The sequence below is a fragment of the Streptomyces sp. NPDC056224 genome, from assembly GCF_042267665.1.
Taxonomy (GTDB): Bacteria; Actinomycetota; Actinomycetes; order Streptomycetales; family Streptomycetaceae; genus Streptomyces.
In genome coordinates, this window is record NZ_JBHJTK010000048.1 from 22821 (window position 1) to 49414 (window position 26594).

General features: G+C 71.4%; 22 protein-coding genes, 1 tRNA gene and 1 pseudogene. 12 read left to right on the plus strand and 12 right to left on the minus strand.

Annotated features, from left to right (window positions below):
* Positions 1 to 24 precede the first annotated feature (24 nt).
* From ACFCZ1_RS33255 to ACFCZ1_RS33280, 6 genes are all read left to right on the plus strand, one after another.
* Positions 25 to 1827 carry an ABC-F family ATP-binding cassette domain-containing protein gene (locus ACFCZ1_RS33255; protein WP_376681999.1) on the plus strand — a complete coding sequence of 601 codons (1803 nt, stop codon included), beginning with the start codon at positions 25 to 27 and terminating at the stop codon, positions 1825 to 1827.
* Between the two features lie 156 nt (positions 1828 to 1983).
* Positions 1984 to 3645 carry a PQQ-binding-like beta-propeller repeat protein gene (locus tag ACFCZ1_RS33260; protein ID WP_376682000.1) on the plus strand — a complete coding sequence of 554 codons (1662 nt, stop codon included), beginning with the start codon at positions 1984 to 1986 and terminating at the stop codon, positions 3643 to 3645.
* A 40-nt stretch (positions 3646 to 3685) separates the two neighbouring features.
* Positions 3686 to 5437, plus strand: a complete 1752-nt coding sequence (locus tag ACFCZ1_RS33265) for a PQQ-binding-like beta-propeller repeat protein (RefSeq protein WP_376682001.1) — start codon at positions 3686 to 3688, stop codon at positions 5435 to 5437.
* A 124-nt stretch (positions 5438 to 5561) separates the two neighbouring features.
* The gene (locus tag ACFCZ1_RS33270) at positions 5562 to 6254 is read left to right on the plus strand and encodes a response regulator transcription factor (protein WP_376682022.1); all 693 of its coding nucleotides are present in this window, start codon (positions 5562 to 5564) and stop codon (positions 6252 to 6254) included.
* Positions 6255 to 6350: 96 nt separating this feature from the next.
* Positions 6351 to 7325 (plus strand): UDP-glucose 4-epimerase GalE, encoded by a 975-nt coding sequence (gene galE, locus ACFCZ1_RS33275; protein WP_376682002.1) that lies wholly within the window; start codon positions 6351 to 6353, stop codon positions 7323 to 7325.
* 477 nt (positions 7326 to 7802) lie between these two features.
* Entirely contained in the window at positions 7803 to 8585 is a 783-nt protein-coding gene (locus tag ACFCZ1_RS33280; RefSeq protein ID WP_376682003.1) for a LuxR C-terminal-related transcriptional regulator, read from the plus strand.
* On the opposite strand, the gene ACFCZ1_RS33285 is transcribed toward ACFCZ1_RS33280, so the two are convergent.
* A complete protein-coding gene (locus ACFCZ1_RS33285) occupies positions 8544 to 9041 on the minus strand; it encodes a MarR family winged helix-turn-helix transcriptional regulator (RefSeq protein ID WP_376682004.1) in 498 nt (165 codons plus the stop codon). The two genes, ACFCZ1_RS33280 and ACFCZ1_RS33285, sit on opposite strands and share 42 nt — an antisense overlap.
* A gap of 161 nt (positions 9042 to 9202) precedes the next feature.
* Here ACFCZ1_RS33285 and ACFCZ1_RS33290 point away from each other — a divergent pair, with 161 nt between their 5' ends.
* Positions 9203 to 10069 (plus strand): trans-aconitate 2-methyltransferase, encoded by an 867-nt coding sequence (locus tag ACFCZ1_RS33290; RefSeq protein ID WP_376682005.1) that lies wholly within the window; start codon positions 9203 to 9205, stop codon positions 10067 to 10069.
* Complete coding sequence (locus tag ACFCZ1_RS33295; RefSeq protein WP_376682006.1) at positions 10063 to 10440, plus strand: VOC family protein; 378 nt, start codon at positions 10063 to 10065, stop codon at positions 10438 to 10440. Before ACFCZ1_RS33290 ends, ACFCZ1_RS33295 begins: the two co-directional genes overlap by 7 nt.
* 32 nt (positions 10441 to 10472) lie before the next feature.
* Here the strand turns inward: ACFCZ1_RS33295 and ACFCZ1_RS33300 are convergent, their stop codons facing one another.
* Both ACFCZ1_RS33300 and ACFCZ1_RS33305 read right to left on the minus strand, forming a co-directional pair.
* The gene (locus ACFCZ1_RS33300) at positions 10473 to 11147 is read right to left on the minus strand and encodes a TetR/AcrR family transcriptional regulator (protein ID WP_215144732.1); all 675 of its coding nucleotides are present in this window, start codon (positions 11145 to 11147) and stop codon (positions 10473 to 10475) included.
* Positions 11144 to 12133, minus strand: a complete 990-nt coding sequence (locus ACFCZ1_RS33305) for an acyl-CoA desaturase (RefSeq protein ID WP_376682007.1) — start codon at positions 12131 to 12133, stop codon at positions 11144 to 11146. Before ACFCZ1_RS33305 ends, ACFCZ1_RS33300 begins: the two co-directional genes overlap by 4 nt.
* Before the next feature lie 428 nt (positions 12134 to 12561).
* Here ACFCZ1_RS33305 and ppc point away from each other — a divergent pair, with 428 nt between their 5' ends.
* Positions 12562 to 15324, plus strand: a complete 2763-nt coding sequence (ppc, locus tag ACFCZ1_RS33310) for a phosphoenolpyruvate carboxylase (RefSeq protein WP_376682008.1) — start codon at positions 12562 to 12564, stop codon at positions 15322 to 15324.
* A gap of 88 nt (positions 15325 to 15412) precedes the next feature.
* Here the strand turns inward: ppc and ACFCZ1_RS33315 are convergent, their stop codons facing one another.
* The 7 genes from ACFCZ1_RS33315 to ACFCZ1_RS33345 form a co-directional block, all read right to left on the minus strand.
* The gene (locus tag ACFCZ1_RS33315) at positions 15413 to 16159 is read right to left on the minus strand and encodes an LPXTG cell wall anchor domain-containing protein (RefSeq protein WP_376682009.1); all 747 of its coding nucleotides are present in this window, start codon (positions 16157 to 16159) and stop codon (positions 15413 to 15415) included.
* 167 nt (positions 16160 to 16326) lie between these two features.
* Positions 16327 to 16917 carry an aminoacyl-tRNA hydrolase gene (pth, locus tag ACFCZ1_RS33320; protein ID WP_376682010.1) on the minus strand — a complete coding sequence of 197 codons (591 nt, stop codon included), beginning with the start codon at positions 16915 to 16917 and terminating at the stop codon, positions 16327 to 16329.
* Between the two features lie 99 nt (positions 16918 to 17016).
* Positions 17017 to 17598, minus strand: coding sequence for a 50S ribosomal protein L25/general stress protein Ctc (locus ACFCZ1_RS33325; protein WP_376682011.1), 582 nt, complete (start codon positions 17596 to 17598; stop codon positions 17017 to 17019).
* Between the two features lie 191 nt (positions 17599 to 17789).
* On the minus strand, positions 17790 to 18767 hold the full coding sequence (locus tag ACFCZ1_RS33330; protein ID WP_030723354.1) for a ribose-phosphate diphosphokinase: 978 nt from the start codon (positions 18765 to 18767) through the stop codon (positions 17790 to 17792).
* A gap of 134 nt (positions 18768 to 18901) precedes the next feature.
* Positions 18902 to 20347, minus strand: coding sequence for a bifunctional UDP-N-acetylglucosamine diphosphorylase/glucosamine-1-phosphate N-acetyltransferase GlmU (gene glmU, locus ACFCZ1_RS33335; RefSeq protein ID WP_376682012.1), 1446 nt, complete (start codon positions 20345 to 20347; stop codon positions 18902 to 18904).
* 123 nt (positions 20348 to 20470) lie between these two features.
* A tRNA-Gln gene (locus ACFCZ1_RS33340) sits at positions 20471 to 20541 on the minus strand.
* Between the two features lie 12 nt (positions 20542 to 20553).
* Complete coding sequence (locus tag ACFCZ1_RS33345; protein WP_376682013.1) at positions 20554 to 21459, minus strand: hypothetical protein; 906 nt, start codon at positions 21457 to 21459, stop codon at positions 20554 to 20556.
* A gap of 131 nt (positions 21460 to 21590) precedes the next feature.
* Between ACFCZ1_RS33345 and ACFCZ1_RS33350 the strand changes: the two genes are divergently transcribed.
* Positions 21591 to 22883 (plus strand): sensor histidine kinase, encoded by a 1293-nt coding sequence (locus tag ACFCZ1_RS33350; protein ID WP_376682014.1) that lies wholly within the window; start codon positions 21591 to 21593, stop codon positions 22881 to 22883.
* Positions 22884 to 22971: 88 nt separating this feature from the next.
* On the opposite strand, the gene ACFCZ1_RS33355 is transcribed toward ACFCZ1_RS33350, so the two are convergent.
* Entirely contained in the window at positions 22972 to 23496 is a 525-nt protein-coding gene (locus ACFCZ1_RS33355) for an SUKH-3 domain-containing protein (protein ID WP_376682015.1), read from the minus strand.
* Positions 23497 to 23498: 2 nt separating this feature from the next.
* Entirely contained in the window at positions 23499 to 24017 is a 519-nt protein-coding gene (locus ACFCZ1_RS33360; protein WP_376682016.1) for a YwqJ-related putative deaminase, read from the minus strand.
* Between the two features lie 335 nt (positions 24018 to 24352).
* On the opposite strand from ACFCZ1_RS33360, the gene ACFCZ1_RS33365 reads away from it, so the two are divergent.
* Positions 24353 to 25366, plus strand: a complete 1014-nt coding sequence (locus ACFCZ1_RS33365; protein WP_376682017.1) for an SMI1/KNR4 family protein — start codon at positions 24353 to 24355, stop codon at positions 25364 to 25366.
* 7 nt (positions 25367 to 25373) lie between these two features.
* Positions 25374 to 26594 (plus strand): annotated as a pseudogene (locus tag ACFCZ1_RS33370) (hypothetical protein); the annotation flags it as partial.

The window sequence follows — 26594 nt, forward strand, 5'->3', positions numbered from 1 at the left end:
AAACCCTTCCCTGGAGCGCGTCTGATGGCCGTCAATCTGGTCAATGTCGAGGCAGTCAGCAAGGTGTACGGCACACGTACCCTGCTCGACGGCATCTCCCTCGGCGTGTCCGAGGGGGACCGGATCGGCGTCGTCGGCCGCAACGGCGACGGGAAGACCACCCTCATCCGGATGCTGGCCAAGCTGGAGGAGCCCGACAGCGGCCGCGTCACCCAGAACAGCGGCCTTCGCATGGGCGTCCTCACCCAGCACGACTCCCTCGATCCCGCGGCCACCATCCGCCACGAGATCATCCGGGACATGGCCGACCACGAGTGGGCCGGCAACGCCAAGATCCGCGACGTGCTGACCGGCCTGTTCGGCGGACTCGACCTGCCCGGCTTCGGCCAGGGCCTCGACACCGTCATCGGCCCGCTCTCCGGCGGCGAGCGCCGCCGCATCGCGCTCGCCAAGCTGCTCATCGCCGACCAGGACCTCCTCGTACTCGACGAGCCCACCAACCACCTCGACGTCGAGGGCATCGCCTGGCTCGCCCGGCACCTCCAGGAGCGCCGCTCCGCGCTCGTCTGCGTCACCCACGACCGCTGGTTCCTCGACCAGGTCTGCACCCGCATGTGGGACGTCCAGCGCGGCGACGTGCACGAGTACGAGGGCGGCTACAGCGACTACGTCTTCGCCCGCGCCGAGCGCGAGCGGATCGCCGCCACCGAGGAGTCCAAGCGGCAGAACCTGATGCGCAAGGAGCTGGCCTGGCTGCGCCGCGGCGCCCCCGCCCGGACCTCCAAGCCCCGCTACCGCATCGAGGCCGCCAACGAGCTCATCGCCGACGTGCCGCCGCCGCGCGACCGCTCGGAGCTGATGCGCTTCGCCAACGCCCGCCTCGGCAAGACCGTGTTCGAGCTGGAGGACGTCACGGTCCAGGCCGGCCCCAAGACGCTCCTGAAGCACCTCACCTGGCACCTGGGCCCCGGCGACCGCATCGGCCTCGTCGGCGTCAACGGCGCCGGCAAGACCTCCCTGTTGCGCGCCCTCGCCGAGGCCGCCCGCACCCAGGGCGAGACCCAGCCCGCGGCCGGACGGGTCACCGTCGGCAAGACCGTCAAGCTGGCCTACCTCTCCCAGGAGGTCGGCGAACTCGACCCTTCCCTGCGCGTCCTGGAGGCCGTCCAGCGCGTCCGTGACCGCGTCGACCTCGGCAAGGGCCGCGAGATGACGGCGGGTCAGCTCTGCGAGCAGTTCGGCTTCACCAAGGAGAAGCAGTGGACGCCGGTCGGCGACCTCTCCGGCGGTGAGCGGCGCCGGCTGCAGATCCTGCGCCTGCTGATGGACGAGCCCAACGTCCTGTTCCTCGACGAGCCCACCAACGACCTCGACATCGAGACCCTGACCCAGCTGGAGGACCTCCTCGACGGCTGGCCCGGATCGATGATCGTGATCTCCCACGACCGGTTCTTCATCGAGCGCACCACCGACACCGTCATGGCGCTGCTCGGCGATGCGAGCCTGCGGATGCTGCCGCGCGGCCTGGACGAGTACCTGGAGCGCCGCCAGCGGATGATCGAGGCGGCCGCCCCGGCGCCCGCCCCGGCCGCCGCCGCGGCGAAGTCCACCGCCTCGGGGGACTCCCGCGCCGCGAAGAAGGAACTCCAGAAGATCGAGCGGCAGCTGAACAAGCTCTCCGACCGCGAGAGCGGCCTGCACGCCCAGATCGCCGAGAACTCCACCGACTACGACAAGGTGGCCAAGCTCGACGCGGAGCTCCGGGAACTCCTCGCGGACCGCGACGATTTGGAGATGCGCTGGCTGGAGCTGGCCGAAGAGGCCTAGAGCCCGGGCCTCCCCGCGCGGCCGACCGGCCGGATAACGGCGGCGTCACGGGCCGGTCCTCCCTTGGGAACAGGGGGCGGACCGGCCCGGCGTAAGCCCTGTGTGAGTGATAGAAAGGTCATCTTCCACACCCCCGGACACCGAAGGTACGCGCTGATGACCGAGCCGCCCCAGCCGCCGAACCAGCCGCCTGCCCCTTCCGGTTACGGGCACCTCCCCGGCCCGCCCCAGCCCGGCTACGGCTACCCGCAGCAGGGCGAGAACCCGTACGCCCAGCAGCCGCCCACCGCCGCCCAGCAGCCGCCCACCGCCGCGCAACAGCCGCCCACCGCCGCGCAGCAGCCTGCCTACTACCCGCCGCCGCCCCCCGGCCCGCCGGGCACGCCGCAGCCTTCCTCCGGCATGACGCCGAAGAAGAAGCGGACCGTGGTCATCGCCGTCTCGGTCGCCGCCGCCGTCCTCGTCGCCGGGACCGTCGCCTACGCCGGCTTCTTCACGGAGGGCAAGGACCCGAAGCCGCCCGTCGCGCAGGAGTCCGCGTCCCCCGACGCCAAGCCCTCCGCCTCCCCTTCCGTCGACACGGGCGACGGAAGCGGCAACGGAGCCGGGGACGGAGACCTCAACTCCGCCCGCAAGCAGGGCGAGGACAAGGTCCTCTGGCTCAGGACCACCAAGATCGACGGCCCCGGCGTCGGCGCCGACGCCAGCGGCCAGTGGGTCGTCGGCGACACCGTCGCCAAGACCGTCTGGAAGAACCTCACCGGATACGGCGCGGCCGACGGCAAGGAGAAGTGGACGATCTCCTTCCCCGGTGACATCTGCGCCGTCACGGACCAGATGACCGCCGACGGCAAGACCGTCGTCATGTTCAGGAACGGCGAGGGCGACACCGCCGACTGCAACCAGATGCGCATGGTCGACCTCAAGACGGGCAAGGAGGGCTGGACGAAGGAAGTACCCAAGGAAGGCCTCTTCGACCTTTTCGCCGGTCCCAGCCTGAGCCTCACCGGGGACACCGTCGCCGTCAACCGGGTCACCCGCGCAAGCGTCTTCAAGGTCAGCACCGGGGACAAGCTCTTCGCGACCCCGGCCGAGGGCTGCATGACCGGCTCCTACCTCGGCGGCAACGGCAAGATGATCGGCGTCGCCACCTGCCAGGACGCCGACCGCACCGTCGAGGTCAAGGACGCCGACCCGGCCACCGGCAAGTCGACCTGGTCCTTCAAGCTCCCCAAGGGCTTCACCGTCTCCAGCGTCTACTCCGTGGACCCGCTCGTCCTCGACATCGGCAACGAGGCGAAGAAGGAGCGCTCCATCGTGGTCATCGGACCCGACGGGAAGCAGCGCGCCACCGTCACCGGTGAAGGCAGCTTCGCCAGCGGCTGCCGAAGCTCCTTCAGCCGCTCCCTCCAGGGCTGCGCCGCCGGCCTCGTCGACTCCAACACGCTCTACCTGCCCACGGCCACGGAGGCGGGCACCGGCAACGAGATCGTCGCCTTCGACCTGGCCTCCGGCAAGGCCAAGTGGCGTACCCCGGCCGGGGACAAGCGCACCCTCACCCTCGTCAAGGCCGCGAACGGGCAGCTGATCGCCTACCGCAAGGCCGAGTACGAAAAGGGCGGCGAGGTCCTGTCCATCCCGGCCGCCGGCGGCGAGCCCACCGCGCTCCTGCGCCACCCCTCAGGCCCGGCCGCTCCGGTAGAGAGCTCCTTCTACTCCCCGAAGACCGAATACGCCGACGGGCGGTTCTTCCTCTCCGTCACGCATCTGCTCGCCCGGGGCAAGGACGAGAAGTTCCTGATGGTCTTCGGCAAGTGAACGCGTCCCCGAGCAGTCCACCGAGAGGCAGTAGCCACACATGAGCACCCCGCCGCCCCCCAGCCAGCCGCCGTCCGGCGGCTTCGGAGCGCCGCAGGATCCTCCCCCGGCCACCCCCGGGGCGACCCCCGCTCCCGGCGGGTTCGCGCCACCGACGCCGCCCGTCCCGCCGGCGCCCCCGCAGCAGCCGCCGGCCGCGCAGCCCGCGTACGGCTACCCCCAGCAGCCCGCGCCCGGCTACGGCTACCCGCAGCAGCCCGGCACCCCGGCCCCGGCGCCCTTCGGACCGCCCACCACGCCCATGTACACCGCCCAGCCCCCGGCCGGCGGCGCGGGCGGCGGCGGTGGCGGCAACGACAAGCGCACCCAGCTCATGATCGTCGGCGCGGCCCTCCTGGCCATCGTCCTCATCGTCGGCGGCGGCCTCTGGTACGTCTCCGGCGACACCGGTGGCGGCGGCACCGACAACACCGCGAACAGCGGTCCCGCCGCACCGGGCGAGAACAAGGGCGGCCAGGCCGGCGCGGGCGGCAGCGAGAAGGTGCCCGCCAACCCCAAGTCGAAGGTGCTGGTCAACCAGCCGAGCCCGACTCCGGAGGAGATGTTCCAGGTCCCCGGCTCCTGGCTGACCGACTCCACCTACATCAAGTCCGACGTCGCGAAGATCGTCGGCTACAACCTCGTCGACGGCGGCAAGAAGTGGGAGCTGCCGCTCCCGGGTGAGATCTGCGGCGCCACCCCTCACGTCACCGACAACAAGTCGGCGGTGCTCTTCAGGCCCGCGATGGGCACACCGGAGAACAAGTACCCGCCGTGCACCGAGGTCGGCGTCGTCGACCTGAACACCGGCAAGCTCGTCTGGACCGGCAACGCCAAGAGCGCCACCAGCGGCGACAAGCCCGCGTCCTACTACGAGGTCACCCTCAGCGGGCAGACGGTCGCCGCCGGCGGTTCCTCGGGCGGCGCCGCCTGGAACCTCGCCGACGGCAAGTCGCTGTGGGTGCCCAAGACGGACGGTGAAGGCTGCTACGACGCGGGCTACGCCGGCGGCGAGGCCCTCGGCGTCATCCGCAAGTGCGGCCGGAGCCCCAACCAGACCCTGTACGCACAGGTCCTCGACCCGGCCACCGGCGCCCCGCAGGCCTCGTACAAGCTCTCCGCGGGCATCGAGACCGCCAGCATCGTCTCCACCAAGCCCCTGATCGTCGCCGCCGACGTCGGCAAGACCGCCAAGAACGCCAGCGGCGTCAGCGACCTCTTCGTCGTCGACCCCGCGGGCCAGCTGAAGGCGCGCATCTCGCTCTCCTCCGGCAACTTCGGCGGTGAGTGCAACACCGAGGTCGAGAAGTGCTCCGGCTTCCTCGTCGGCAACGGCAAGCTCTACCTGCCCTCGTACGAGCACCAGGGCCAGGACCCCTACGCCAAGACCAACGAGCTGCTCTCCTTCGACCTGGAGACCGGCAAGCAGACCAGCGACCGCGCCGACGCGGGCGAGCGGTACCAGCTGTACCCGCTGCGCATGGACGGGTCGAACATCATCGTCTACAAGGACCCCCCGTACGACAAGGGCGGCCAGATCGTCAGCATCGACGGCAAGACGATGAAGGAAACCGTCCTGATGGAGAACCCGTCGGACAAGACGACCCAGCGCATCGAGACGGCCTACCTGCCCGACCACCACGAGTACCGCTACCACAACGGCAAGCTCTTCATGGCGCGTACGACGGTCAAGAAGCCGTACTCCGCCACGTCCGACCCGGAGTACATCTTCACCGCCTTCACCGCGAGCTGACCGGCCCGCGTCCCCGAAGCCCCCGGAAGGTCCGCCTTCCGGGGGCTTCTGCGCGGTAACACCCGCGCGCCGTCGAACAAGCGTGTAGCTTGCCGGGGCAGAAGGGTGGGGGGTGGGTGCCGCAATGGGCGTACGGGTCGTGGTGGTCGACGAGCACCGGCTGCTGGCCGAGGCGCTCGCCTCTGCCCTGAAACTGCGCGGCCACCGGGTGCTCGCCGCCGCCGCCCCGGCCGCGGGAGCCGCCGAACTGGTCATCGGCCGCGCCCCGGAGGTCTGCCTCTTCGGTACCGCCACCCCCGCCGAGCCCGGCGTCTTCGAGCCCGTCGTCCGCGTCAAGCGGGAGCGCCCGCAGATCGCCGTCGTCGTCCTCGGCCCGGTGCCCAGCCCGCGCGGGATCGCGGCCGCCTTCGCCGCCGGCGCCTCCGGGTACGTACGCCACGACGAGCGCATCGAGGGCGTGGAGCGCGCCCTGGCCAAGGCCAGGGCGGGCGAGGTGGCCATCGCCCCGCAACTGCTGCAAGGAGCCTTCGCGGAGCTCCTCAACCCCGCGGCCCAGCCCGACGACGAGGGCAGCCGGCTGCTGCGGCTGCTCACCCCCCGCGAGGTGGAGGTGCTGGTCCGGGTCGCCGAGGGCGAGGACACCCGGCTCATCGCCGAGGGCATGGCCATCGCGCCGAGCACCGCCCGGACCCACGTACAGCGGGTGCTGATGAAGCTGGGCGTGGGTTCCCGGCTGGAGGCGGCCGCGCTGGCCGCCCGTACCGGCCTGCTGGACCGGGCGCTGCCGACGGGGCCGTCCGCCGCCGCCCAGGCCTGACGGGGGCCGATTTCCCCGCGGGCGCCGAATCGGGTAAGCCAGTGTCTGCATGCGCAGGCACCCGGCGCGTGGTCCCCCGCGAGAGGCAGTAGGCGAGTGAGCAAGACGGCGAAGCACAAGTACCTGGTGACCGGCGGCGCCGGCTACGTCGGCAGCGTGGTCGCGGCCCACCTCCTGGAGGCGGGCCACGAGGTCACCGTCCTCGACGACCTCAGCACCGGCTTCCGCGCCGGAGTGCCGGCGGGCGCCGAGTTCATCGAGGGCCGGATCCAGGACGCCGCCGCGTACCTGGACCCCTCCTACGACGCGGTGCTGCACTTCGCTGCCTTCTCGCAGGTCGGCGAGTCCGTGGTGAACCCGGGCAAGTACTGGGAGAACAACGTCGGCGGCACCCTCGCCCTGCTCGCCGCCATGCGCGGTGCCGGCGTGCGCAAGCTGGTGTTCTCCTCCACCGCCGCCACCTACGGGGAACCGACGGAGGGCCTGCTGACGGAGGCCTCGGTGACCGCGCCGACCAACCCGTACGGCGCCTCGAAGCTGGCCGTGGACCACATGATCGCGGGGGAGTGCGTGGCGCACGGCCTGGCCGCGGTGTCCCTGCGGTACTTCAACGTGGCGGGCGCGTACGGGGAGTTCGGAGAGCGGCACAGTCCCGAGACCCACCTGATCCCGCTGGTCCTCCAGGTCGCCCTGGGCGAGCGGGAGTCGATCTCGGTGTTCGGCGAGGACTACCCGACCCCGGACGGCACCTGCGTGCGCGACTACATCCACGTCGCGGACCTGGCGCAGGCCCACCTGGCGGCGCTGGGGGCGGCCACCGCCGGCGAGCACCTGATCTGCAACCTGGGCAACGGGGCCGGCTTCTCGGTCCGCGAGGTCGTCGAGACGGTCCGCAAGGTGACCGGGCGGGAGATCCCCGAGGTGATCGCCCCGCGCCGGGCCGGCGACCCGGCGACGCTGGTCGCCTCCGCCCGCACCGCCCACGAACGCCTGGGCTGGACCCCGAGCCGCCCGGACCTCACCGACATCATCACGGACGCGTGGAACTTCGCCCGGACGCACACCTCCTGAACCACGGGTGTTCCCCCGCACCACCGCTTTCCCCGCACGCCCCCCGACCCTCCGGTACGGGGGGCGTGCGCACATCCGGCACGCGCGGGCGCCGGGCTCTCTGCGCGGGCGCCCGGCGTGCACACGCCGGGTGAAACGCGCAGCGTGCAACTGCCTATGGCACACGCCGGTCCGGTAGCCGCCATCCGGGCCATCTGTGCAGGTGAAATCAAGCCACGACAAAGGCCCTTCAGCCCGCCCGCGCCGGAAAATCGCTGGAAAAACTTCCGCTATTCGGCCAACCGCGAGCGCCCGGAGCCCTACGCTGATGCGTGACGCCGGTGGGGGCCGGTGTTGATTCAGGGGTCGAGACAAGTCGGGTACGACGTCCGCTCCGGGGTAGTGCAGAGATGTCACGGCGGCGGTCGCGGCAGCTGCGGATCACCCGGTCCGGGCGTCGTACCCGCCGTCGTCCGTTCCCCGACCCTTGGGGGTTTTGTGGCTCGTATCCGGGTTCTGGTGGTCGACGATCACCGCATCTTCGCCGAATCGCTCGCGGCCGCGCTCGCGGCCGAGCCGGACGTGGACGTGTCCGCGGCCGGCAGCGGCCCCGCCGCGCTGCGCTGTCTCGAACGCGCGACGGCCGAGGGCCGCCGCTTCGACGTCATGCTGGTCGACGCCGATCTCGGTGCCGTCGCGGGCACCGCGGCCGGGGCGGTACCCAGCCAGCGGGAGCCGGGCTCCGGCTCCGGTCCGCCGCCCGCACCGGACGGGATCGCGCTGGTCGCCGGGGTGCGGGTGTCCCACCCCGGGGTGCGCGCGGTCGTCCTCGCGGAGCGCGACGACCCCCGACGGGCGGCCCACGCGCTGCAGGCGGGAGCCTCGGGCTGGGTGGCGAAGGACTGCTCCCTCTCGCGGCTGCTGGCCGTCATCCGGGGGGTCCTGCGCGAGGAGACCCACCTGCCGCCCGCGCTGCTCACCGGCGTCCTGCGCGAACTGACCGCCGCGCGCAAGCACCGCACGGACAGCGAACGGCTCGTCGAGTCGCTCACCCCGCGCGAGCACGAGGTGCTGCGCTGCATGGTGGCGGGGCTGGGCCGCAAGGACGTGGCGGCGCGGCTGTTCCTGTCCCCGCACACGGTCCGCACCCACATGCAGAACGTGCTGGGCAAGCTCGGGGTGCACTCGACCCTCGCCGCGGTGGCGCTGGCCCGGCGGGCGGGCGTACGGCCCGCCGACCTAGCCGGGGACGTTGTCGAACGGAGCGGTCAACTGGCGTAGCAGCGCCGCGAGATCGCCGCGCTGGCCCTGGGAGAGCTGGGCCAGGATCGCCCGCTCCTGGGCCAGCAGTCCGGCGAGGGCCTGGTCGGCGCGGTCCCGGCCCTCGCCGGTCAGCCGCACCAGGACCCCCCGGCGGTCGCTGGGGTCCGGCAGCCGCTCTACGAGGCCCTTCTTGGCGAGCCGGTCGATGCGGTTGGTCATCGTGCCGGAGGTGACCAGGGTCTGCGTCAGCAACTGGCCGGGAGAGAGCTGGTAGGGCGCGCCCGCGCGCCGCAGCGAGGTCAGGACGTCGAACTCCCACGGCTCCAGGCCGTGCTCGGAGAAGGCCAGCCGACGCGCCCGGTCGAGGTGGCGCGCGAGCCTGCTCACGCGGCTCAGTACCTCGAGCGGTTCCACGTCGAGGTCAGGGCGCTCCCGCCGCCATGCCGCTACCAGTCGGTCGACCTCGTCCTCCATGCCGATCAGTGTAAGGGGTCTGTCGACATGAAGTCTCTTCATGTCATGCATCTCGTGATCAAGTATCTTGACATCGAGATATAAACGGAGCGACCATGGGGCATGGAGGGGCCGGAACCGAATTCCGTTACCGACGGACCCGCCAGCAGGGAGGCACGAACATGTATTCCGATACGGCACGGGCCGGGATCCCCACGGCCACCGCGCCCTCCACCCCCACCTGGGACCCCCGGCAGTACCTCCGGCACGCCGGCCACCGCACCCGCCCCTTCCTGGACCTCCTGACCCGCATACCCGAACTCCCCTCCCGGCCCGCCCGCATCGCCGACCTCGGCTGCGGCCCCGGCAACGTCACCGCCCTGCTCGCCGGACGCTGGCCCGAGGCCCGCATCACCGGCTTCGACCTCTCCCCGGACATGCTCCACCGCGCCACTGCGGAGTACGCCGGCCCCACCGCGGGCGGCGGCAGCCTCGAATTCCGCCACGGCGACCTCGCCGCCTGGCTGCCCGAAGAGCCCTACGACCTGATCGTCTCCAACGCCGCCCTCCAATGGGTTCCCGGCCACCCCGGCTCCTTCGGCGCCTGGATCAACGCCCTGCGCCCCGGCGGCACCTTCGCCTTCCAGGTCCCCGGCAACTCCGGCGCCCCCAGCCACGCCCTGCTCGCCGAACTCTGCGACGCCCCGCGCTGGCGGGCCCGGCTCGCCGGGCACGGCGCCCGTTACACCCATCTCCTCGAGCCCGCCGAATACCTCGCCCGGTTCACCGAGCTCGGCTGCGCCGCCGACGTCTGGGAGACCACCTACCACCAGCTGCTCCAGGGCCCCGACCCGGTGCTCGACTGGGTGAAGGGCACCGCGCTGCGGCCCGTCCTCACCGAACTCGGCGACGACCGCGAAGCCGCGGACGCCTTCCTCGCCGAATACCGCGACCGGTTGTGCGAGGCCTACCCGGCCGGGCCGCGCGGCACCGTCTTCCCGTTCCGAAGGATCTTCGCCGTCGCCCGCAAGGAGGCCCGACCGTGCTGACCGCCGTCGACCACGTCCAACTCGCCGCGCCGCCCGGATCGGAGGACCGGCTGCGGGCCTATTACACCGAGGTCCTCGGTATGGACGAGATCCCCAAACCGGCCGTCCTCGCCGCGCGCGGCGGCTGCTGGTTCGCCGTCGGCCCGGTCCAGCTGCACCTCGGCGTCGAGGAGGACTTCCGGCCCGCCCGCAAGGCCCACCCCGGACTGAGGGTGACCGCGATCGCCGCCTACGCGAGCCGACTGCAGGAGCGGGGCGCCAAGGTCGTCTGGGACGACGACCTGCCGGGCCACCGCCGCTTCTACTCCGAGGACCCCGTCGGCAACCGGCTCGAATTCCTCGAACCGTACGGCCCGGATCCGGTCGGCTGACGCCGTCGTACAGGTCGCGAACGGTACGCGGCTCAGCTCTTGCGCCGGCCCACCAGCTGCGGCTTCGACTCCAGCCCGTCCAGCCCGTGCCACGCGAGGTTCACCAGGTGAGCCGCCACCTCCGCCTTCTTCGGGCGGCGCACGTCCAGCCACCACTGACCCGTCAGCGCCACCATCCCCACCAGCGCCTGCGCGTACAGCGGGGCCAGCTTCGGGTCGAAGCCCCGGGCCTTGAACTCCAGGCCCAGGATGTCCTCCACCTGCGTGGCGATGTCACTGATCAGCGAGGCGAACGTGCCGGTCGACTGCGCGACCGGGGAATCGCGGACCAGGATCCGGAAGCCGTCCGTGTAGGACTCGATGTAGTCCAGCAGCGCGAACGCCGCCTGCTCCAGCAGCTCCCGCGGGTGCCCGGCCGTCAGCGCGCCCGTCACCCCGTCCAGCAGCTGGCGCATCTCCCGGTCCACGACGACCGCGTACAGCCCCTCCTTGCCCCCGAAGTGCTCGTACACCACCGGCTTGGACACCCCGGCCTTCGCCGCGATCTCCTCCACCGAGGTGCCTTCGAAGCCCTTCTCCGCGAACAGGGTCCGGCCGATGTCCAGCAGCTGCTGGCGCCGTTCCGCGCCCGTCATCCTCACCCGGCGGCCGCGCCTGGGCTTGTCGCTGCTGGAGTTACCGCCGTCGATCGCCACATCCCCCATCATGCCGGGTTCGGTTCGTTTTCCTTGCGCCGGGCGTCGATGCGGCCCTGTGAGGGCCAGCGCACGTCCGTGGCCCAGCCCAGCTGCTCGAACCAGCGGATCAGCCGCGCGCTGGAGTCGACCTGGCCGCGCAGCACCCCGTGCCGGGCCGAGGTCGGGTCGGCGTGGTGCAGGTTGTGCCAGGACTCCCCGCAGGACAGCACCGCCAGCCACCACACGTTGCCCGACCGGTCCCGGGACTTGAACGGCCGCTTGCCCACCGCGTGGCAGATCGAGTTGATCGACCACGTCACGTGGTGCAGCAGCGCCACACGCACCAGCGAGCCCCAGAAGAACGCGGTGAACGCCCCCCACCAGGACATCGTCACCAGACCGCCCACCAGCGGCGGGAGCGCCAGCGACACCATCGTCCAGAGGATGAAGTCCCGCGAGACGCGCCGGATCGCCGGATCCTTGATCAGGTCGGGGGCGTACTTCTGCTGATCGGTCTGCTCCTCGTCGAAGAGCCAGCCGATGTGCGCCCACCACAGGCCCTTCATCAGCGCAGGCAGCGTCTCGCCGAACCGCCACGGCGAATGCGGGTCGCCCTCGTGGTCCGAGTACTTGTGGTGCTTGCGGTGATCCGCCACCCAGCGCACCAGCGGGCCCTCCACCGCCATCGAACCCATCACGGCCAGAGCGATCCGCAGCGGCCGCTTCGCCTTGAAGGAACCGTGCGTGAAGTAACGGTGGAAGCCGATGGTGATCCCGTGGCAGGCCAGGAAGTACATGAAGACCATCAGGCCGAGGTCCAGCCAGCTCACCCCCCAGCCCCAGGCCAGCGGAACCGCGGCCAGCAGCGCCAGGAAGGGAACCGTGATGAACAGGAGGAGGGCGATCTGCTCGATGGACCGCTTGTTCTCGCCGCCGAGCGTCGCGGAAGGCACGGGTTGCGTTGACGTGCCGCAGGACGTGGTGACGTCCTCGGCCAGATCGGGACTGGTGGTCATGGGTGTCCCCTGGGGGTGAGGAGAGGGTTGGGAGCAGGGAGCCGGATCGCGGACCCTACGGACCCGTAACCTACGGCATCGTAAGTATGGCAAAGGCCGGGCCCGGGGCAACAGGAGCGCGGCCGGGACGGCCGGACGGCGGCGAAGCGGGCCCGACGCCGGCGAAGCGGCCGGACGAGCGCACCGCGGCGAGCGCACCACAGCGAGCCGCGAGCCGTTCGTAGCCGCCTGCTGAGACATTTGCCCAGGCACGCGCCCCGGACACCTATCCTGGTCCCGTCGGACAGCGCGGTCCGCACGGGCAGCCCGAGCTGTGCAGCAGGTGGGGATCCCCCCGGACGTAGTCTGGGGGAGGCGATGCAGCGCACCCGCGCACGGCCGGGAGCCCACCGCCCAGTAGCGCTCGAACACTGCAAGGAGCCGCACCTGTGAGCAGTGCTGACCAGGCCCCCCAGGGCCAGGCCCCCGTCACCCCGGCCGCCACCGCCAACGCGGAGCTGCGGGCCGACATCCGCCGCCTCGGCGACCTCCTCGGGGAGACCCTCGTCCGCCAGGAAGGCCAGGACCTCCTCGACCTCGTCGAACGCGTCCGCGCCCTCACCCGCACCGACGGCGAGGCCGCCGCCGCCCTCCTCGGCGACACCGACCTGGAGACCGCCGCCAAGCTCGTACGCGCCTTCTCCACCTACTTCCACCTCGCCAACGTCACCGAGCAGGTGCACCGCGGCAAGGAACTGCGCGCCCACCGCGCCGCCGAAGGCGGGCTCCTCGCCCGCACCGCCGACATGCTCAAGGACGCCGACCCCGAGCACCTGCGCGAGACGGTCAAGAACCTCAACGTCCGGCCCGTCTTCACCGCACACCCCACCGAGGCGGCCCGCCGCAGCGTCCTCAACAAGCTGCGCCGCATCGCCGCCCTCCTGGAGGAGCCCGTCACCGGCGCCGGCGACCGCCGCCGCCACGACCTGCGCCTCGCCGAGAACATCGACCTCGTCTGGCAGACCGACGAACTGCGCGTCGTACGCCCCGAGCCCGCCGACGAAGCCCGCAACGCCATCTACTACCTCGACGAGCTGCACGCCGGCGCGGTGGGAGACGTACTGGAGGACCTCGCCGCCGAGCTCCAGCGCGTCGGCGTCGAGCTGCCCGCGGGCACCCGCCCGCTGACCTTCGGCACCTGGATCGGCGGAGACCGCGACGGCAACCCCAACGTCACCCCCGACGTGACCCGGGACGTCCTGATCCTCCAGCACGAACACGGCATCACCGACGCCCTGGAACTCATCGACTTCCTGCGCGGACTGCTGTCCAACTCGATCCGCTACACCGGGGCCACCGAGGAACTCCTCGCCTCCCTCCAGGCCGACCTCGAACGCCTCCCCGAGATCAGCCCGCGCTACAAGCGGCTCAACGCCGAGGAGCCCTACCGCCTCAAGGCCACCTGCATCCGCCAGAAGCTCCTCAACACCCGCGAGCGCCTCGCCAAGGGCATCCCGCACGAGGAAGGCCGCGACTACCTCGGCACCGCCGAACTGCTCACCGACCTCACCCTCATCCAGACGTCCCTGCGCGAACACCGCGGCGCGCTCTTCGCCGACGGCCGCATGGACCGCACCATCCGCACCCTGGCCGCCTTCGGCCTCCAGCTCGCCACCATGGACGTACGCGAGCACGCCGACGCCCACCACCACGCGCTGGGCCAGCTCTTCGACCGGCTCGGCGAGGAATCCTGGCGCTACGCCGACATGCCCCGCGACTACCGGCAGAAGCTGCTCGCCAAGGAACTCCGCTCACGCCGGCCGCTCGCCCCCACCCCGGCCCCCCTCGACGCCGCCGGCCACAAGACCCTCGGCGTCTTCTCCGCCATCAAGGACGCCTTCGAGAAGTTCGGCCCCGAGGTCATCGAGTCCTACATCATCTCGATGTGCCAGGGCGCCGACGACGTCTTCGCCGCCGCGGTGCTGGCCCGCGAAGCCGGCCTCATCGACCTCCACAGCGGCTGGGCCAAGATCGGCATCGTCCCGCTCCTGGAAACCACCGACGAGCTGCGCGCCGCCGACGTCATCCTCGACGAAATGCTCGCCGACCCCTCCTACCGGCGCCTGGTCTCCCTGCGCGGCGACGTCCAGGAGGTCATGCTCGGCTACTCCGACTCCAGCAAGTTCGGCGGCATCACCACCAGCCAGTGGGAGATCCACCGCGCCCAGCGCCGGCTGCGCGACGTCGCCCACCGCTACGGCGTCCGCCTGCGCCTCTTCCACGGCCGCGGCGGCACCGTCGGCCGCGGCGGCGGCCCCTCCCACGACGCGATCCTCGCCCAGCCCTGGGGCACCCTCGAAGGCGAGATCAAGGTCACCGAACAGGGCGAGGTCATCTCCGACAAGTACCTCGTTCCCTCCCTCGCCCGCGAGAACCTCGAACTCACCGTCGCGGCCACCCTGCAGGCCTCCGCCCTGCACACCGCGCCCCGCCAGTCCCACGACGACCTCGCCCGCTGGGACGCGGCCATGGACACCGTCTCCGACGCCGCGCACGCCGCCTACCGCGCACTCGTCGAGGACCCGGACCTCCCCGCGTACTTCTTCGCCGCGACCCCGGTCGACCAGCTCGCCGACCTCCACCTCGGCTCGCGCCCCTCCCGCCGCCCCGACTCCGGCGCCGGCCTGGACGGCCTGCGCGCCATCCCGTGGGTCTTCGGCTGGACCCAGTCCCGCCAGATCGTCCCCGGCTGGTACGGCGTCGGCTCCGGCCTCAAGGCCCTGCGCGAAGCCGGCCGGGGCGACGTCCTCGCCGAAATGGGCGAGCGCTGGCACTTCTTCCGCAACTTCCTGTCCAACGTCGAGATGACGCTGGCCAAGACCGACCTGCGCATCGCCCGCCACTACGTCGACACCCTCGTACCCGAACACCTTAAGCAGGTCTTCACCCGCATCGAGGCCGAGCACGAACTCACCGTCCGCGAAGTCCTGCGCATCACCGGCGGCGAGAAGCTCCTCGACTCCCACCCGGTGCTCCAGCAGACCTTCGCCGTACGCGACGCCTACCTCGACCCCATCTCCTACCTCCAGGTCTCCCTCCTCGCCCGCCAGCGCGCCGCCGCCGCCCGCGGGGAGGAGCCGGACCCGCTGCTCGCCCGCGCTCTGCTGCTCACCGTCAACGGCGTCGCCGCCGGCCTGCGCAACACCGGCTGACTCCGCGACCGCCCACGGACACGGCGAAGCCCCCGCACCGACGGTGCGGGGGCTTCGCCCTTACGGGCCAACCGTGTAACGGCTACGGCTACGACTGCGTGCGGCGGCGGCGGCGGACCACCAGCACCCCACCGGCCGAGACCAGCGCGACGGCCAGCGTCGAAACCAGGGCGACCGGCAGGCCGGAACCGGTGTTGGCCAGGTCACCGCCGGGGACCGGGGCCGGCGAGGTCGCCGTGGCGCTCGGCGTACCCGACGGGGTACCGCTCACGCTCTGACTCGGGGTCACCGACCCGGAGGGGGAGACCGACCGCGACGGCGTCGTCGACGGGGTGCCCGAGGGCGTGCCCGACGCCGAACCGGACGGCGTACCGGACGGGGTCTTCGAAGGGGTCTGCGAAGGCGTCCCGCTCGGCGTCACGGTCGACGGGCAGGTGTGCGACAGGTTGAACCACTCCAGGTTGCCGCCCTTCACCTTGGCGACGGCCGAGGTGAGCTTGGCGCCGGGCTCGGAAGCCACGTAGGCGTGGTTGTCGTTCGGCGGGCCGAAGGAGGTGACCACCTTCTGGCCGCCGGGCTCGAACGTCACCGTCAGCTCCACGAAGGAGATGTCGTTGGGGTTGCCCGGAGCGATGAAGTGCCACCCGTCCTGGGTCGACGGTATGTCAGCGCACTTCTTCTCCGTCGATCCGAACGAAGCCGCGGTGATGGGGAGCTGCTGGTGCAGCGGAACGGTGTACGCGTCGGTGGCGAGAGCGGGAGTCGCGCCGGCGGCGAGGACGAGGGAGGTCGCGGCCACGGCGAAGGCCGCCCGGCGCATCCTGGAAGGGGACATGGAGTACCTCTGGCACAAGTGAGGACAATGGGCCGTGGGGGTGGCGCCGCTCAGCTTGCTGATGACGCCCCGCACCGGTCAAGAGGTACTCGTCGGTATTCGTACGCTCCTGTGTGCCTGTATGACGGTATGTCCGAAGTAACGATCGGTCCGCACCCCCCGGCCACTCAGGAGTTGTACGCCGACTGCGCGCGCTCCAGCCCCTCCGCGATCAGACACTCCACCGCATCCGCCGCCCGGTCCACGAACCAGTCCAGCTCCTTGCGCTCCGTCGAGGAGAAGTCCTTCAGCACGAAATCCGCCACCTGCATCCGGCCCGGCGGCCGACCGATCCCGCACCGCACCCGGTGGTAGTCCGGGCCCATCGCCTTCGTCATCGACTTCAGGCCGTTGTGGCCGTTGTCCCCGCCACCCAGCTTCAGCCGCAGCGTCGGATAGTCGATGTCGAGCTCGTCGTGCACCGCGACGATCCGCTCCACCGGCACCTTGTAGAAATCACGCAACGCCGTCACCGGACCGCCGGACAGATTCATGTACGTCATCGGCTTCGCCAGCACCACCCGGCGGTTGGCCGGCCCCGGCGGACCCATCCGGCCCTCGACCACCTGCGCCCGGGCCTTGTGCGCCTTGAACTTCCCGCGGATCCGCTCCGCCAGCAGATCGGCCACCATGAAACCGATGTTGTGGCGGTTGCCCGCGTACTCCGGCCCCGGATTGCCGAGGCCGACGATCAGCCAGGGCGCCGCGTCGTCCGACATCAAAAGCTCCTTAGGTCCTGGGCGAAACACGACCGCCGTCCCGCTCCAGTGGAGCCGGACGGCGGTCGGTCAGCAACTGCTGAGGGAAGAAGGCGAGGCTCAGGCCTCGGTGCCCTCGGCCTCGGCGGCCGGCTCCTCGGCCTGCGGGGCCACGACCTGCAGCACGGCGATGTCGCCGTCGACGGCCAGGGTGGTGCCGGCCGGGAGGACCAGGTCCTTGGCGTGGATGGTGGCGCCGGCCTCCAGGCCCGCGATCGAGACGGTGACCTCGGTCGGGATGTGGGTGGCCTCGGCCTCGACGGAGATGGTGTTCTGGAGGGTCTCCAGCATGTTGCCGCCGGCGGCCAGCTCGCCCTCGGTGACGATCGCGACGTCGACGGTGACCTTCTCGCCCTTCTTGACGATCAGGAAGTCGACGTGGGAGACCGAACGCTTCAGCGGGTGCTTCTGCACGGCCTTCGGGATGACCAGCTCGGTGCCTTCGCCCGCGATGTCCAGGGAGATCAGGACGTTCGGGGTGCGCAGCGCCAGCTGCAGGGCGTGGGCGTCGACGTTGACGTGCTTCGGCTCGGTGCCGTGGCCGTAGATGACACCCGGGGTCAGGGCGTCACGACGGGCCTGGCGGGCAGAGCCCTTGCCGAAGGTGTCACGGAGCTTGGCGGAAAGCTTGACCTCGGACATGCTCACTCCTCGTGGGGTGACGGAAAAAGGACAACGGTCACCCGGCCGGAACGGCCTGCTACGAAGAGCGCGTCGATAACGGAGTGCCCGCACATGAAAGTGCGGCCTCCCTCGCCGAGCAACTTCATGAGTCTACCCGGCGGGGAGGCCGCCCACAAAAATGATCACAGCAGAGAGATCTGCTGTGACGCCTACTGCTGCTCTTCGAACAGGCTGGTGACCGAGCCGTCCTCGAAGACCTCGCGCACCGCGCGCGCGATCATCGGGGCGATCGACAGCACCGTGATCTTGTCGAGCTCCAGGTCGGACGGGTCCGGCAGGGTGTTCGTGAAGACGAACTCGCTGACCTTGGAGTTCTTCAGACGGTCGGCCGCCGGGCCCGACAGGATGCCGTGCGTGGCCGTCACGATGACGTCCTCGGCACCGTGCGCGAACAGCGCGTCGGCCGCGGCGCAGATGGTGCCACCCGTGTCGATCATGTCGTCGACCAGGACGCAGACGCGGCCCTTGACCTCACCGACGACCTCGTGGACCGTCACCTGGTTGGCGACGTCCTTGTCGCGGCGCTTGTGCACGATCGCCAGCGGCGCGTCCAGACGGTCGCACCAGCGGTCGGCCACACGCACACGGCCGGCGTCCGGGGAGACGATCGTCAGCTTGGTGCGGTCCACCTTGGCACCCACGTAGTCCGCGAGGACGTTCAGGGCCGAAAGGTGGTCCACCGGGCCGTCGAAGAAGCCCTGGATCTGGTCGGTGTGCAGGTCGACCGTCAGGATGCGGTCCGCACCCGAGGTCTTCAGCAGGTCCGCGACCAGGCGGGCCGAGATCGGCTCGCGGCCCTTGTGCTTCTTGTCCTGGCGGGCGTACCCGTAGGAGGGGATGATCACGGTGATGGAGCGAGCCGACGCGCGCTTCAGCGCGTCGATCATGATCAGCTGCTCCATGATCCACTTGTTGATCGGAGCCGTGTGGCTCTGGATCAGGAAGCAGTCCGCGCCACGAGCCGACTCCTGGAAGCGGACGTAGATCTCACCGTTCGCGAAGTCGAAAGCCTTGGTCGGCACGAGGCCGACGCCCAGCTGGTGCGCGACCTCCTCGGCCAGCTCGGGGTGGGCGCGGCCGGAGAAGAGCATCAGCTTCTTCTCGCCGGTCGTCTTGATCCCGGTCACAGCACTGTCTCCTCAGACGTGTTGAAAGCTGCTCGCCCCCGTGCGCGTCCGTCCCGCACACGGTGAGCCAGCCGAATTGCGTGCACCTATCACGGTACGCCGTCCCAGGCGTACCCGTTTCCGGTCAGTTCACCTCAACGGCCGTCGGAGTCCACCTCGACCGCCGACTGAGCCGCCGTCGCGGCAGCGCTTCCCGGACGCTTGCGGGCCACCCAGCCCTCGATATTCCGCTGCTGGCCACGGGCCACGGCCAGCGCACCGGGCGGAACGTCCTTGGTGATCACCGACCCGGCCGCCGTGTAGGCGCCGTCCCCGATGGTGACGGGCGCCACAAACATGTTGTCCGAGCCCGTCTTGCAGTGTGAGCCGACGGTGGTGTGGTGCTTGTGCTCACCGTCGTAGTTCACGAAGACGCTCGCCGCGCCGATGTTCGTGTACTCGCCGATCGTCGCGTCACCCACGTACGACAGGTGCGGCACCTTGGTGCCCTCGCCGATCGTCGCGTTCTTCATCTCCACGTACGTACCGGCCTTGGCCTTCGTGCCGAGGACCGTCCCCGGACGCAGGTACGCGAACGGCCCCACGGAAGCCAGCTCGCCGACGACGGCGCCGTCGGCCACCGTGTTGTCCACGCGCGCCCCCCGGCCCACCCGGGTGTCCTTCAGCCGGGTGTTCGGGCCGACCTCGGCCCCCTCGGCGATGTGGGTGGCGCCCAGGAGCTGCGTCCCCGGGTGGACGAGGGCGTCCTGCCCGAAGGTGACGGTGACGTCCACGAACGTGCTGGCCGGGTCCACGACCGTGACACCCGCGAGCATGGCCTGCTCCAGCAGCCGCGCGTTCAGCAGGGCGCGGGCCTCGGCGAGCTGGACGCGGTTGTTGATGCCCAGGATCTGGCGGTGGTCGCTGCCCACGGCCGCGCCGACGCGGTGCCCCGCCTCGCGCAGGATCCCCAGCACGTCGGTGAGGTACTCCTCGCCCTGGCTGTTGTCGGTGCGCACCTTGCCGAGCGCGTCGGCGAGCAGGGCGCCGTCGAAGGCGAAGACGCCGGAGTTGATCTCGCGGATGGCGCGCTGGGTGTCGGTGGCGTCCTTGTGCTCGACGATGGCCGTCACGGCGCCGCCGGCGTCCCGGACGATGCGCCCGTAGCCGGTGGAGTCCGGCACCTCGGCGGTGAGCACGGTGACGGCGTTGCCGTCGGCCCCGTGCGTCGCCGCGAGCTGCCTGAGGGTCTCGCCGGTCAGCAGCGGGGTGTCGCCGCAGACGACGATCACGGTCCCGTCGACGACCCCGCCGAGCTCCTCGAGGGCCATCCGGACGGCGTGGCCGGTGCCGTTCTGCTCGTACTGGACGGCCGTGCGCACACCGGCGTCGATCGCACCGAGGTGGGCGGTGACCTGCTCCCGGGCGTGTCCGACGACCACGACGAGGTGGGCGGGGTCCAGCTCACGGGAGGCGGCGACGACGTGACCGACGAGCGAGCGCCCGCAGATCTCGTGCAGAACCTTGGGAGTGGCCGACTTCATGCGGGTGCCTTCACCCGCTGCGAGTACGACGACGGCTGCCGGGCGGTTGGCGCTCACGGGGATGCCCTTCGGCTTCGGGGGTGGACCCGTGCAGGATACCGGGGGCTTGGCGGCCCCTCATGAACGCGGGTCCCGACCGCGAAGGTCAGGACCCGAATCTGAGCATCAGTGCTCTGGGAGCTCCCGGAGAAGGATTCGAACCCTCATTCAATGGACCAAAACCATTTGTCCTGCCCTTAGACGATCCGGGATGGTTCGCCCTGCTATGTCCGATTCCGATGATCGGCTTCGGATGCAGCCCCTACTATGCCGCACCACCACCCTTCGATGCGACGGTACAGACCGGCGCTTTGAAGGACGCGAATCGCCAGGCACCCGTAGTAGTTCTCGCCGGTGTTCTTCCGAGTCGTCTTGGGGCTGTGCCCCTTGAGGGTCGTCTTGAGGAATCGCCCTGCGCCCACGCCGACGAAGCGGGCCCAGAATTCCTCTGCACGTGTGACGTCGGCCGTCTCGTGGATCATGATGGAGTAGCGCAGGTGCTCGCCCTTCACCCCGAGCCGGCGCAGCCAGGTGAGGTAGACGCGAATCATGTCGGGGTCGCTGTTGGTGAAGATCACCCTCTCGCGCCGGTCGTAGGGTTTGTCTTTGCTCCCCTCCGCCCAGTAGAGGCCGACACCCAGGATGAACAGCTCTCGGTCCGATAGGGCGTCGATCTCGGCCGCCGCCTGGCGCTTCGTGCGCTGCCTCTCCTCGTCCCGTACCGCGAGGGTCCGTTCCCAGCCGCGCTTGGCGATGTCCGAAGCCTCCTCGGTGGTTCGCCGGCGCTCCGGCTTCGGGAGGTCGCGGACCCAGAGGGAGATCGAGCTCTTCGAGCAGCCGAGCTCGGCCTGGATCCGGTCGTAGGTCAGGCCCTGGAGGCGGAGCTCGCGGGCCCGGTCGCGCAGGTCGTCCTTGGCGTTGGGGCGCTTGGTCCATTCCGGGGGCGGCTCGCCCTCCAGGAGCCGGTTGAGGATGTCGTTGTTGTGGACGGCCAGGCGGTCGCGGATCTCGCGGCGGCTGAGGCCCTCGCGGCGCAGGGCCACCGCCTGTTCGCGGAGGGATTCGAAGGTCGCGGCGCCCGTGCGGAGGCCGCCGGTGCCGTCACCGGGGCGGCGTCGGATGTCGGTCATGGCCTCAATGTCGTCCGGAATGCGGGATTCAGGTCCCGGTCAGCGAACGATTCAGTCGTACGTGCGATTACCGTCGGGTTGCCGGAAATTCGGCCGTCGGTGTGCTGCGGGCGCTGCGTACGCTGGTCGGCATGACCAGTACGGGGGAAGAGCAAGGCCGCGCTGGGCCGCCTTTGTGGTGGGCGCGGCGGCGGGATGCCGTCGGGGACGTGGTGCTCGGCGGGGTGTCCGCCCTGGAGTGCGCGTGGGAGGGCGTCGGCTTCGCGCGTGACGCCGGGGTGCCGACCGTGGCCGGGGTGCTGTTCGGGTTCGCGGTGGGGGCCGTGCTCGTGCTGCGGCGGCGGTGGCCGGTCGCCGTGGTGCTGGTGGGGATAGCCGTGGCGCCGGCCGCGATGGGGTTCCTGCTCGCGGTGGTGGGGCTGTACACGCTGGCCTCCTCCGAGGTGCCGCGGCGGATCATCGCCACGCTGGCCTCGATGTCGCTGGCCGCGACCTTCGTGGTGATGTACCTGCGGACGAGGGGTGGCGTCGAGGCCGACCCCGTGCTCGTGGTCGCGCTGTCCGGGTTCGTGGCGGTGGCGCTGACCGTGCCGCCGGTGCTGTTCGGGCTGTACATCGGGGCCCGGCGGCGGCTGATGGAGAGCTTGCAGGAGCGGGCGGACTCGCTGGAGCGGGAGTTGTCGCTGCTGGCGGACCGGGCGGAGGAGCGGGCCGAGTGGGCCCGTACGGAGGAGCGGACCCGGATCGCGCGGGAGATGCACGACGTCGTGGCGCACCGGGTGTCGTTGATGGTGGTGCACGCGGCGGCGTTGGAGGCGATCGCGGCGAAGGATCCGGCGCGGGCCGCGAAGAACGCCGCGCTGGTGGGGGACATGGGCCGGCAGGCGCTGACGGAGTTGCGGCAGATGCTGGGGGTCCTGCGGGCCGCGGAGACGCCGGTGAAGCCGGTGAAGCCGGCCGTGGCGGCGGTGGCGGCGGTGGCGGCCGTGGCCGCCGCGGCGGTCGCGCGGGCGGGGGGCTTGGACGAGGGGCCTTCGCTGGATGAGCTGGAGGTGCTGGTGGGGCAGTCGCGGGCGGCCGGGATGGCTGTGGAGATGGTGGTGCTGGGCGAGGGGGCGGGGTACGCGGCGGAGGTGGAGCAGACGGCGTACCGGGTGGTGCAGGAGGCGCTCACCAACTGTCACAAGCACGCTCCCGGGGCGCGGGTGACCGTACGGCTCGCGCACCGGGAGGGGGAGGTGGCGATGCAGGTGGAGAACGGGCCTTGTGACGGGATGGCCGCGGAGCCGGGTCTGCCCAGTGGGGGCAACGGGCTGGTGGGGATGCGGGAGCGGGTGCTCGGGCTGGGTGGGGTGTTCGTCTCGGGGCCGACGGACGCGGGGGGTTTCAAGGTGTCGGCGGTGCTGCCGGGCCGTTGTCCGTAGTCCTGTCGGGGGTGGTGGCGCGGTTCGCCGCTTCCCTCGTGTGAGGGCTCCGGCCGGGCGGCGATTCGGGGGCCGGTTCGTCCGGCCGTTACGGAGCGGGGTCCTGGCCGGTGGTGAGGCGGGTCGGCTGGAGGCCGGTGAGGAGGAGGTTGAGGGCCTCGTCGAGGCTGCCGCCGAGGTACCAGTCGCCGGTGTGGTCGATGCCGTAGACGCGGCCTTCGCGGTCGATGGCGAGGTGGGAGCCCGCGTCGGCTTCGACGCCGAGCGGGCAGAGCTGGGTGGACAGGGCGCGGCCGAGGTCGGCGAAGGTGCGGGCGAGGTGCAGGCCGGTGAGCGGGTCGAGGTGGATGGCGACGGGGGCTATTTGGCGGCCCGTGCCGGGGGCGCCCACGGTGAGGCCGCCGAATTCGGCCCAGGCCTCGACGGCGGCGGGGAAGACCTCGTGCCGGTGTCCGGCGGGGGTGGTGTGGTCGCGGAGGGCGTCGGCCCAGAATTCGGCCTGTTTGATGTCCCAGCGGCCGGGCTCCCAGCCGGCGGTGCGCAGGGCTGAGTCCACGGCGACGGGGAAGCGGGTGGCCGAGGAGCGGTCGTAGGAGGCTGAGGCGGCGGTCATGGCTACTCGGAGGGGGTGAGGTCGACGGGGCGTACGCCGAAGTGGGCGAGGAGTGCGTCGCAGGAGCGGCAGGGGGGTGCGTAGCTGCCGTGGAGGGGGTCGCCGTCCTCGCGGATGCGGCGGGCGGTGATCTTCGCGTGTTTGAGGGAGCGGCGGGCTTCGCTCGGGGAGAGGGGTTTGCGGGAGGCGCGCCGGGAGCGGGCGCCTTCGACGGCGGCGAGGTGGCGGGAGAGCAGGATCGCTTCCGGACACCGGCCGGTGAACCGTTCGCGCTGGCCGCTGGTGAGGGTGTCGAGGAAGTCCTGTACGAGGGGGTGGAGTACGGGTGGGTGGTCGGCTTTGCCGGCGGTGCCGGTGAGGGTTTCGCCGCGTACGGAGAGGGCGGCGGCGATGGTGGGGAGGATGCCGTCGCGGCGGAAGCGCAGGACGGGTGCGGCGGGGCGGCCGTCGGTGCTGCTCCAGCGCAGGCGGGGGTCGCCCGTGGGGCCGCCGGTGTCGGTGGCGGTGGCGGGTGGTGGCATGGGGACCGGTGGTCCTACCGGTGCGGGTGGTCCGGGCGGGCCTGATGGTCCGGGCGTTCCCGGGGTGGGGTCGGCCGGATCTGTGCGTGTTGCCGTGTTGTGCATGGTTGCGCTTTCCCTCCCGTGGCGGCGGTGGTGGCCGCTGTCGCGCACGCCCCCGTGCTGAGGGGACAGCCTGCCAAATGTCCCCTGTGATGCGGAAGCGGGGTCGAATATTCGTATCAAATCGGATGTTCCCGGCCGTCGGCCGGGTGCGCCGGTCGTGCGCGGGTGAGCCCCTTGCCCCAGCGCATAGGCTGTGGTGAACCAGCCAGATCCAGCAGGGGGCTACCGCCATGACGACAGGTCGGCTCGGGCAGCAGGCCGCGCCACCCAACGCCGCTTATTCGGGGCAGGTCGTGCATTTCCCGGACCCGGTCCGGGCTGCTCGGCATCCCCACGGAGTACGGATGGGCGGCAACGGGCATCCGGACTTCTCCCCGTACGCGCGCGCGGCCGTGGAGATCGCGGAGCCGCCGGAGGGCTTCGGCGTGGACGAGTTGCGGCTGACGGACTACGTGTCCGCGAACGCCGCGATGAAGGCGGCCGGGCACGATCTGTGGGACACGGTCGGTCCGGTGGCGACCCCGCACGGCTGGACCTGGCACCACGTGTCGGGTTCGCGGCGGATGGAGCTGGTCCCGGTCGAGGTGAAGGCGCTGCTGCGGCATCACGCGGGGCTGACGACGGCGCCGGTGGACCACACCAAGCGCGGGACGCGGCCGTTGCAGGAGCTGCGCCCGGCGCATCTGGGGCTGCCCAAGTCGGTGGTGTCGGTCTCGGAGCAGCAGGTGCAGGGGATCGAGGAGGACCTCGGCTACCGGCTGCCGGAGGCGTACCGCTCGTTCCTGAAGGCCGCGGGCGGCTGCGCGCCGGTCGGTGCGGCGCTGGACGTGGATCTCGGCCTGCTGGTGGACCAGCCGTTCTTCACGGTGCGTGAGGAGGCCGCGGTCAACGACCTCGTGTACGTCAACAAGTGTCTGCGGGACCACCTGACGAAGGACTACCTGTGCGTGGCATTCGTGCAGGGGGGCCTGCTCGCCCTGAAGGTGAAGGGCGAGGGCGCAGGTTCGGTGTGGTTCTCCCCGTACGACGACGCGCGCGACCAGGACGGCTGGTCGGTGCAGGAGCGCGTGGAGCGGCTGTTGCTGCCGTGCGGCGGTGATTTCGACGCCTTTCTGGAGCGGTTGGCGGGTAATCCGCCGGAGCTTGAGACGGTGGCCGGTCTGATGGTGGACGGCGGATTCGCGCGCTCGGTTCCCTTGGCGGGGCCGACGGGCGCGGTGCGTGCCGGTTCGGATGAGGGGTGACGGCGCGGTGGTGACATTTGCGCAGGCGCAGGAGCGCGCCGAGGAGTGGATCAACGGTGATGTGCCCGCGTACCAGCACCGCGAGGTGCGTGTGCGGGAGTTCGGGCTCGGGTTCGTGGTGTGGGCGGAGGACCGTGCGGCCGCTCCGGTGTCCGGTGGTGGGCGGCAGCGGCTGGTCATCGCGCGGGACAGCGGCGAGGTGACGCTGTGGCCGGGGCTCCCGGTGGGTGAGGTGATCCGCCGGTACGAGGAGGAGTACGGGGCGACGGCTGCCGCGGCGGTTTCGGAGGCTTCGGTCCCGCCGCCGCGGATCGACTCGGAGCAGACGTCGTTCATGCTGAGTCCGCCGGAGTGGCTGCAGGAGGCGGCGGACCGGGCGGGGATTCCGGCTGCCGCGTCTTCGTCTTCGGCCTCGTCTTCGCCTTCGTCTTCGTCGGCGCAGGCTCCGGCCGACCCGGCTCCCGATAGGGCTCCGGCCGTTCCCGTGGAGGCCGTTGCCGCCGCCTCGGCGCCGGCTCCGGTGCCCGTGGACGCGGTGCCGCTGCGGCGCGGGGAGGAGGTCCCGTACGAGCCGACCGCCAATGACGGGGTTCCGGTGGCTGCCGCGGCGGCCGTTCCGACCGGGGCCACGCCGTGGGCCGGGACCGATGTGAACCCCGGCGCGGACGACGCGTCCGTGCCGCTGCCCGCGACCGTGTTCGCGCCGCCGTTGTCCGGGTCGGACCTGGACGAGGCGCCGTCGTCCCGGGTGGCGCCGGAGGCGCAGACCACGCTGATGCCGGGTGGCAGCCAGCTGCCGAGGACCGCCGTGGTGCCGGCGCTGGGGCCGCAGGCGGAGAGCATCGCCGACGCGCCGACGAGCAAGGCCCGGGTCTCCCGGCCGGGCTCCGGCGAGGGTGGAGCCGCCGGTGGTGCGGGGGGTCCGGGCGCGGGTCGGCCGGCGACGCCTCCTGGTCCTCCCGGTGCTCCGGGTGTTCCCGGTGGTGCGGGGGGTTCGGTGGGGCGTGGGCTCGATCATGCCGCGACGATGCTGGCGGGTCCTGCGGTGACGGGTCAGCCCGTGGCGCCTCCTGGTCCGCCCGGGGTTCCGGGTGCCGGTGCGCCGCAGCCTCCTGGTCCGCCCGGTCCTCCTGGTGCTCCGGGTGTTCCCGGTGGTGCGGGGGGTTCGGTGGGGCGTGGGCTCGATCATGCCGCGACGATGCTGGCGGGTCCTGCGGTGACGGGTCAG